The sequence below is a fragment of the Myxacorys sp. genome, assembly GCF_059501405.1.
Genome location: NZ_JCACCM010000174.1, coordinates 1 through 7,750, shown reverse-complemented (window position 1 = coordinate 7,750; position 7,750 = coordinate 1). Strand labels below are relative to the sequence as shown.

The window sequence follows — 7,750 nt, the reverse complement described above, 5'->3', positions numbered from 1 at the left end:
TGCTTCCCTCCTAGCTTTCGTTTCAACTTCCAGTACTTCTGTCAGTCAAGCAGGGGCTTACCCTAAACGTTCGCACGACTAAGTGGATCAGTTTGCCATGCGACGCACTGCTTGAAAAAGGAATCTCATTGTCCGGACTGTATGTCAGTGAATCAGTTAAGCCTAGTGACCCCCGAATAGCCTCTTGGTTTAGGCTTCTGGGGCAGGTTCAATCGACTGAAGGTGACCAGCTTAAACTGATTGATACACGAGAAGGCATGGAGGTAGTTTCTGCTCAAAAAGTTTTTCTAGAGCCGCGTCGAGAAGCATTCAATCTTTGCCTAAAACATATATTCAAAGAGCGATTGCCCGAGGTGGAGGAGGATTTAGGCGCTCTCCTGGCTGACTTTCGAAGTGGTCCATCGCGGCTTAAGCGACTTAGGGCTGTAGCAAAGTATTTCTCTGAACAATCCTTGGAGATACTTCCCGGAGTAACGTTTACTCTTCAGCCATTCCTATCCGAAAACGAAGATAAAACGCTACCTCCAGTTCATACAGTACCTCGCACGGTCTATGTCTTTAACGATTCTGGTGAGAAGACTGATACTTGGCACGATCGAGGGCTGAATGAATATGGTCCTTATACATCAACAACTTTCACCCCTTCAACGCCTCGAATCTGTATAATCTGCCAAGGCACTCGGAAGGGAAGGGTCGAGCAGTTTCTGTATAAGTTGCTCAAAGGGGTAACTGTCCCACAGATTTCAAAGAAAGGTAAGCCCCAACCTTTTGCCAAAGGGCTAATTCATAAATATGCGTTGGATGATGTTGAAACTCACTTCTTCGTAGCAACTGATAAGACATCCACAGCGTATGATAAAGCCGTGCGACAGGCACTCAGTTATCAAAGTCGTGAGGGATTCAGGTGGAACTTAGCACTTATCCAAATTGATGAGGCTTTTCATGATTTGTACGGTGACAATAATCCATACCTCACCTCAAAAGCAGCCTTTTTAGCTGAACAGATTCCTACGCAAGATTTTGAGATTGAGACAATTGATGTCTCAGACTACAATCTCTGCTTCATTCTCAACATTATGTCCTTAGCTATCTACGCGAAGCTAGGGGGAATTCCATGGCTCATTAAAGCAAACCCTACGATAACGCATGAACTCGTTTTTGGGCTTGGCAGTGCGGCTTTAAGTCAAGGACGCTTGGGGCAACGAGAGCAGGTTGTTGGTATCACAACAGTATTCTCAGGTGACGGGAACTATATGCTTTCCAATTTGTCGAAAGCCGTGCCTGTTTCGGAGTACAAAGATGCCTTACTTGAGTCCTTACGGGATACCATTGAAAAAGTAAAACGTGCTATGAATTGGCAGCTAGGAAGCCATATTCGGCTCATCTTTCATGCTTTCAAACCTCTGAAAGATAGCGAAGCAGAGGCGGTCAAGGAGTTAATGAAAGAACTTGGTGAATTCGATGTAGAATACGCATTCATCCACGTTGTCAAGGAACATCCCTTTACTCTCTTTGATGAGTCTGAGGATGGAGTGTTGGATTACGAAACTCGAATACATGGAAAGGGAAAATTTGCCCCTAAAAGAGGGCTATTTGTCCGTGTATCAAAATCCGAAGTCCTGCTCACGTTGACTGGAGCACATGAGGTTAAGCGACCAGAAGATGGAATTCCTACTCCGGTTTTGCTACGTCTCCATCGAGAATCAACTTTCGACGATACAACGTATCTTGCTCGGCAGGTGTTCACATTCTCCTGTCATTCGTGGCGCAGCTTCTTCCCCTCACCTATGCCAGTTACAATCACTTACTCAGAGCTAATTGCAAAAATGTTAGGACAGTTGGGAACAGTTTCGTTTTGGAACCCCAACGTAATGTTAGGGCGGATAGGTGAGACGCGATGGTTTCTGTAGCTTCCCTAGACGAACTACTCTTATGTGACGCAAGAAGTGCGCTTTTGCGGGAGCTGATGCATTTGCCTGGAAAAGGAAATTTAGAGGAAGCGTTTTCAGCATGGTTACTGGGCGATGTTGAAATACCCTTTCAACTTGGTCATGCTGCCTCTGCGGTAGCTGGTCATGTTGGTGGGCAGAGGAGATATCAAGACATCGCTGTGCTTGGCTTTGCTGCAACGTGCGATCGCCTTCAAGAAACTCATCAATCCGCTTTGAAGGAGGGATTGCTTTGGATTATAGGTCGTGAGCCTTCCATAGATGGACGACTTCAAGGTTTCTGCACAGATGCTGTTGCGCTTTTGGGAATAGTACTTGGAGCTAGGGCATTAGAAGACAACAATATTATGGCTCAGCTACATGAATGGCTCAATAAATTTATGAGCCATACTTTTCAAACACGTTTGCACGATTGGCAAATGTGTTTGTTAATTGGAGTTTGCCAAGTTGGGGGAATTAATGCTCAAAAGGCTGTTCCAGATGCTAATGATCTTGCAGATGTTAGAGTAGCTTTGCGTTCTAAGAAGATTTTGAGTTACGACGTACCTACCGAAACACAAGACCAGTTAGCAACGTTGTTACTGATGAAGCGTGGCTTGGGAAGTGACAACAATGTTAGTCGTGCAGCGCTTCGACTTGCAGCATTTCAAGTAATTCAAACAATTTCCTCTGAAATTAATTTAGGTAAACCAACAATAGAAGATGTTTCGCGAATTCTCCATCGCATTCCTGCTGCATTTCGTCGATGGACTTGGGAAGATAAAGCTCGAACAAGGGGAAAAGAGGCTCGAAAATGGTACATCGACAATGAGTATCACGTTCAAAATCTTCTTTACTTTTTATTGTCACCTATTTTCTCTGATTTGAAAGATGAAGATTACACTCCCTCTATCGGACAAATGCATCCAAGAGCGGATCTTCTAATACCTAGCCTATCACTCATTATAGAAGTAAAGTTTATGCGAGCAAGCAACAAACCTCAGGACATAATTGAGCAAATTGCTGCTGATTCTAATCTTTATTTAATTAGCGGTTCAACCTATAAACAAATCATTGCTTTCATCTGGGATAACTCTAGCCAATCACAAGAGCATGATTATATGCGGAATGGTTTAAAGCAGCTCCCAGGAATCGTAGATGCAATAGTAATATCACGCCCTGGAAACCTTCTAGAATAGGGCATAAAAGTGTGTTACAAAAGGCGATCATGAGTTTCTAGTAAGCGTCTTATGCCGGAAATTAACTTTCAACAAATTCGCCCTTTTAATGGTGGAGTACGAGAGGCATTTGAAGAACTTTGTTGCCAAATGTTTCGTCGTCTAACTGCTCCAGAAGTTGAACTTAACAGCACATATCAACGTTTTAGAGGAGCAGGAGGGGATGGTGGTGTCGAAGCTCTTTGGATTTCACCAAATGGAGAGAAATGGGGACTTCAGGCAAAGTACTTTGATGGCCTTCATGACTCTCAATTTGCACAGATGACTGAATCGCTACAGCAGGCTGTAGGCAACCATCCTGAACTTAGGAAGTATACATTTTGTATCCCATTCAACCCTACAGGCCCTACAGCAAGGGGTCGCCGTGGTAGAAGTCAAAGTGAAAAGCTTAGTGATTGGATCCAAAATGCTCGACAAGAGCTTCAAACTAATGGTCTTGATATCGCCATTGAACTCTGGGCAGAAAGCGTCCTATGCGATCGATTACTTGCTGTTGATATAAATGGGGGATTACGTCGCTATTGGTTTGATAGCAATGTTATGGGTTGGGATTGGTTTGGTACTAGACTCGATGAAGCTAAAGTTCAAGCAGGAAGACGCTACACTCCTAAACTTTCGGTTGATGTACCTGCATTTGCTGCCTTAGAAGCGTTTTCTTGTACTGACAAGTGGCAAAAGCGAAGTGAGATACTCCTTGCTACTCTTCGTAAAACTATTAGTTCTTGGCATCAAGCTATAAATACTTCCAGTTCTTTACCAGAAGAGTGCCAAGATTTAGTCGCATCTATTTCTAATCAACTTAGCCAGTTAGAAATTGAACTCAGAGAAGTATCTTTTTGAGAGCGGCATCTAAATCTAGAAGTTATCAATTCTCATGTTGGGCATTTACTTCAGGACAGCCAGCAGGCAGAACAAATTTTTCTAGATGATCTAATAGCAAATTATGGTGACAATGCTGATACACCTGGATTTCGTCAATTTGAAGCGGAATATAATGTACACTTTCCTGCTGCAAAACTCGATACATCGAGAGAACTATTAGCTGTACTCAGGAAACTAGAAGAGTGGCTGGAAAGCCCTGATACAAGACTGCCTAGGAGCAAGATGATGCTTCTCCGGGGACCAGCGGGAGTAGGAAAAACACATGCAATTATCGATCATGCTATTCATCGGTATGCAGATGGGCAACTCTGCCTTGTGTTTTACGGTGAAGACTTTGCTGGTGGAGAACCTTGGGAGGTGATGGTACGAAAGTTAGGGCTTCCAGGGGATGTTGGCCGTGATGAGTTCTGGAGCATGATTGATACGATTGGCGAATCGGCTGGAATTCCAGCTCTGATTTGTATTGATGCTCTCAATGAATCACAAGATAGAAGCCGTTGGAAACAGGCATGGTTACCTACTCTTCGTCAGCAAATCACTCAATTTTCTTGGCTAAAGCTCTGCATATCTTGTCGAGATACTTACCTAGATGAAGTGATTGAAGATGAAAGTGAGATCCCTTACTTTGAGCATAATGGTTTTGTCGGGAGAGAGTTTGAGGCAATACAGAAGTTTTTTGAGTTTTATCAACTAGAACCTCCAACTACACCGCTACTGCAACGAGAGTTTGCGAATCCACTTTTTCTACATCTTGTTTGCATTGGACTACAGGACGAAGGGCTTGCATCCTTGCCTTTAGGGTCTCTTGGATTCACGGATATTCTTAGGCTTATTCTTGACAGTAAAAATAAGAGTGCCGCTCAAGTGTGTCGATATGACTTCAGGGACAACAAAGTCTATTCGGCTGTCGAGGCACTTGCACGAGAGATGTCCCAACGTAGAACACGAATTCTTCCGCGTGAGATTGCTCAGGATACAGTTGGTAGAATATTTTCAACTGATGATCATACTCGTTCACTTTTTCTGCAATTAGAGAAGGAAGGACTTATTTCCTTTCTATTTCGGAAAGAAAGACCTCTTGCTCCTAGACAGTGGTTTTGTAGATTCACTTTTGAGCGCATCGGTGACTTTTTGATTGCTCTCTCAGTTATTAATGAAATTGACACCAAAATTCACGCAATTCCACAATCGCAAGAATTGCAGCCGCAGACAAATATTATCAGTTTCATTAGAGAGTCTATATTAGAGTACTCTAACGAAACTGCTCGTGCCAACTCAACTCAACCAACTTCTGACAACACTGAAGAACTGCTAAAAAACAGGGGTGTACTCGAAGCCTTATCCATCATTTTGCCTGAAAGATTTCACGTAGAGCTGGCTGATGTACTCGATACTGTAAATCGAATTCAAGTTCTTCTACCGATTACATTTTCAGGATTTGAGTGGCGTTCACCGAGCAGTTTTTCTCACCGTACTGAGTTTTTAATTTATGAGGGTTTACGCAATAGCCAAACTGCATTCAATGTCATGAGTGCTCTATTTGGCATGGTTCCAGTTCCTAATCATCCATTGAATGCTGAATTTATAGACAGACTAAACTGGGATGCTGATTTAACAACAAGGGATCCGTTTTGGAGTTCCACTCTGCACAAGGACTTTGAGGGGAAAGGCAGGGCAAGGCAGTTGATTGAGTGGTCGCTGAAAGCAGATCTTACTACTTTCAGTGAAGAAACTGCACGACTATGGTCATTGTTTCTGGCATGGTGTTGTGCATCCTCAGACAGACGGGTGCGCGATCGCGCTAGCAAAGGGTTAACGCGATTCTTTTTGATAAAACCCACAATCATTAAGCCACTCATTTTGCATTTCGCTGAAGTTGATGATGACTACATATTGGAACGTGTAAGCCTCGCAGCTTATAGTGCTCTTTTACATCTTAAAGATGAATACTTTACCAAAGATACTGCTGAAGCTATCTATGCTGAGTTCTTTGCTCAGGACTCTGTTCCAGATAGTGTGTTAACCAGAGACTGGTTAAGGCTCATTGTGGAGCTAGCATATCAGCAAAATATTTTAGACCAAGCAATTAATACCGCCCGATTTAGACCACCTTATGCTAGTCACTGGTCTATCGCGTTCCCAACAGAGGAGGATGTTAGTCATCTCGTTAATGAAGAACCCTTTAAAGGAAATATGAACCTCAGTGACTTTGGAATCGGTACAGATTTTGCACGTTACAAGCTAGAGCCAAGAATATTGGGAGCGTATGATCTTGAAGCCTTAGGAATCAGCCGAGAAGATATTTTTCGATGGTTCATTCAAAAAGTGTCTGAACTAGGATATCCGGGGCTAAAGCAACAATGTTATCGATATGATATGCACCTGCTGAGTAAGTACGGTGGAGGTCGAGCACGACCAGTTTGGGCCGAACGTTTGGGCAAGAAGTATTACTGGATATTGTTTCGTCAACTAGCAGGTATTATCTCCGATCATGTACCAAGAAAAATAGAATTATGGGGAGATGAACGAGAAACATCTTTACCTAGAGTGCATGGGATCGATTTCAGAGATATTGATTTGACAGATCTACGCTCATTCCTCCCACAAGATCCTGAATATCTAGCGTGGTGGGAGCCAATTGCTTATGATTTTAGTGTTTTTTCTCACTTGGATCATGCGAGCTGGATATGGGATGGGAACTTCCTAAATGCTATGCAGGTAATTGAGACCTCTGACAATAGCAGTGGCGATTGGGTCTACCTGTCCTTATATTTAAGTCTAAGGGATACACCAGAACTTAGTGCAGATGATGAGCGCTCCTATCGAAACTTCTCCATCTTACTTAAATCAGCTTTTGTACCATATTCAGACTTGGCAAGAATACGCCGAGCAGCACGCTCTACTGATGATTTTTACAATCGTTCTGATCTGGATGAGCCACATGATTATCGATTGCTCATTGGTGAATATCCCAATACATTACCTTTCCGTCAGAGAATAGAAGTTGGTGAGATAGACCTTAGTTGCTCCGTTCCAGGAACAGACGCAGCGCAGAACACCTGCATTGAGTTACTAAGAGGAGGGGAGTTTGAATATGACTGTAGTGAGGAAGAGTCAATACCAAATCTTTTAGTACCAGCCCCTGATCTTGTTGATTTTGGCAGATTGCAGTGGGATGGTTTGTACGGTTGGATAGATTCTGCTAATTCTCTGCAAGTGGTAGCAATCAATAATAAACAAGGTTCAGGATTACTTATTAAGAAGGATTATCTTCAGCAGTTTCTTGAAAACAGATCTCTTGCACTTATATATGTTTGCTTGCAGCGCAAATATTTTGTTAACGGTTTTAGACAAGGTCCAGGCTCACATGAATTAAGAAGTATGTATGAGCTAAACGGTAACCAGATTCGATTACTTTCAAAATCTGCTCATCAGTACCATAATAATTTACAAGAAGAATGAGAAAGAATTTCTAAGCTTCCAAAAGATTTGCCGTGTTTCTGCAATTCTTTAATATTGGGAAAAGTAATTACATCTATCTCAAGCGACTCCAACGATCGCGGCGACAATCCGCTCATCCAATGGCTTAAGGAAGCGCAACTCACGGCTGAAGGCAGCCTTAATATCCTCAGTTTTGAGCAGTTCTTGATTAGACTTAATCGGCAATAGCTTAATCTAGAAGACATATAGTTATTCTCGCTC

Annotated in this window: 5 protein-coding genes; 4 read left to right on the top strand and 1 reads right to left on the bottom strand. The window is 42.7% G+C overall.

The features are described 5' to 3' along the window. Nucleotides 1–713: 713 nt before the first annotated feature. The 4 genes from AC5I6P_RS24750 (at nucleotide 714) to AC5I6P_RS24735 (ending at nucleotide 7,510) form a co-directional block, all read left to right on the top strand. Nucleotides 714–1,910 carry an argonaute/piwi family protein gene (locus AC5I6P_RS24750; RefSeq protein WP_495696436.1) on the top strand — a complete coding sequence of 399 codons (1,197 nt, stop codon included), beginning with the start codon at nucleotides 714–716 and terminating at the stop codon, nucleotides 1,908–1,910. Further along, nucleotides 1,898–3,127 (top strand): PD-(D/E)XK nuclease domain-containing protein, encoded by a 1,230-nt coding sequence (locus tag AC5I6P_RS24745; RefSeq protein ID WP_495696435.1) that lies wholly within the window; start codon nucleotides 1,898–1,900, stop codon nucleotides 3,125–3,127. Before AC5I6P_RS24750 ends, AC5I6P_RS24745 begins: the two co-directional genes overlap by 13 nt. A gap of 51 nt (nucleotides 3,128–3,178) precedes the next feature. After that, nucleotides 3,179–4,006: a hypothetical protein gene (locus tag AC5I6P_RS24740; RefSeq protein WP_495696434.1), complete on the top strand. Its 828-nt coding sequence runs from the start codon at nucleotides 3,179–3,181 to the stop codon at nucleotides 4,004–4,006. 264 nt (nucleotides 4,007–4,270) lie between these two features. Further along, nucleotides 4,271–7,510, top strand: coding sequence for an NACHT domain-containing protein (locus tag AC5I6P_RS24735; RefSeq protein ID WP_495696433.1), 3,240 nt, complete (start codon nucleotides 4,271–4,273; stop codon nucleotides 7,508–7,510). A 78-nt stretch (nucleotides 7,511–7,588) separates the two neighbouring features. Here AC5I6P_RS24735 and AC5I6P_RS24730 read toward each other — a convergent pair whose 3' ends face one another. After that, entirely contained in the window at nucleotides 7,589–7,714 is a 126-nt protein-coding gene (locus AC5I6P_RS24730; RefSeq protein ID WP_495696432.1) for a hypothetical protein, read from the bottom strand. Nucleotides 7,715–7,750 lie beyond the last annotated feature (36 nt).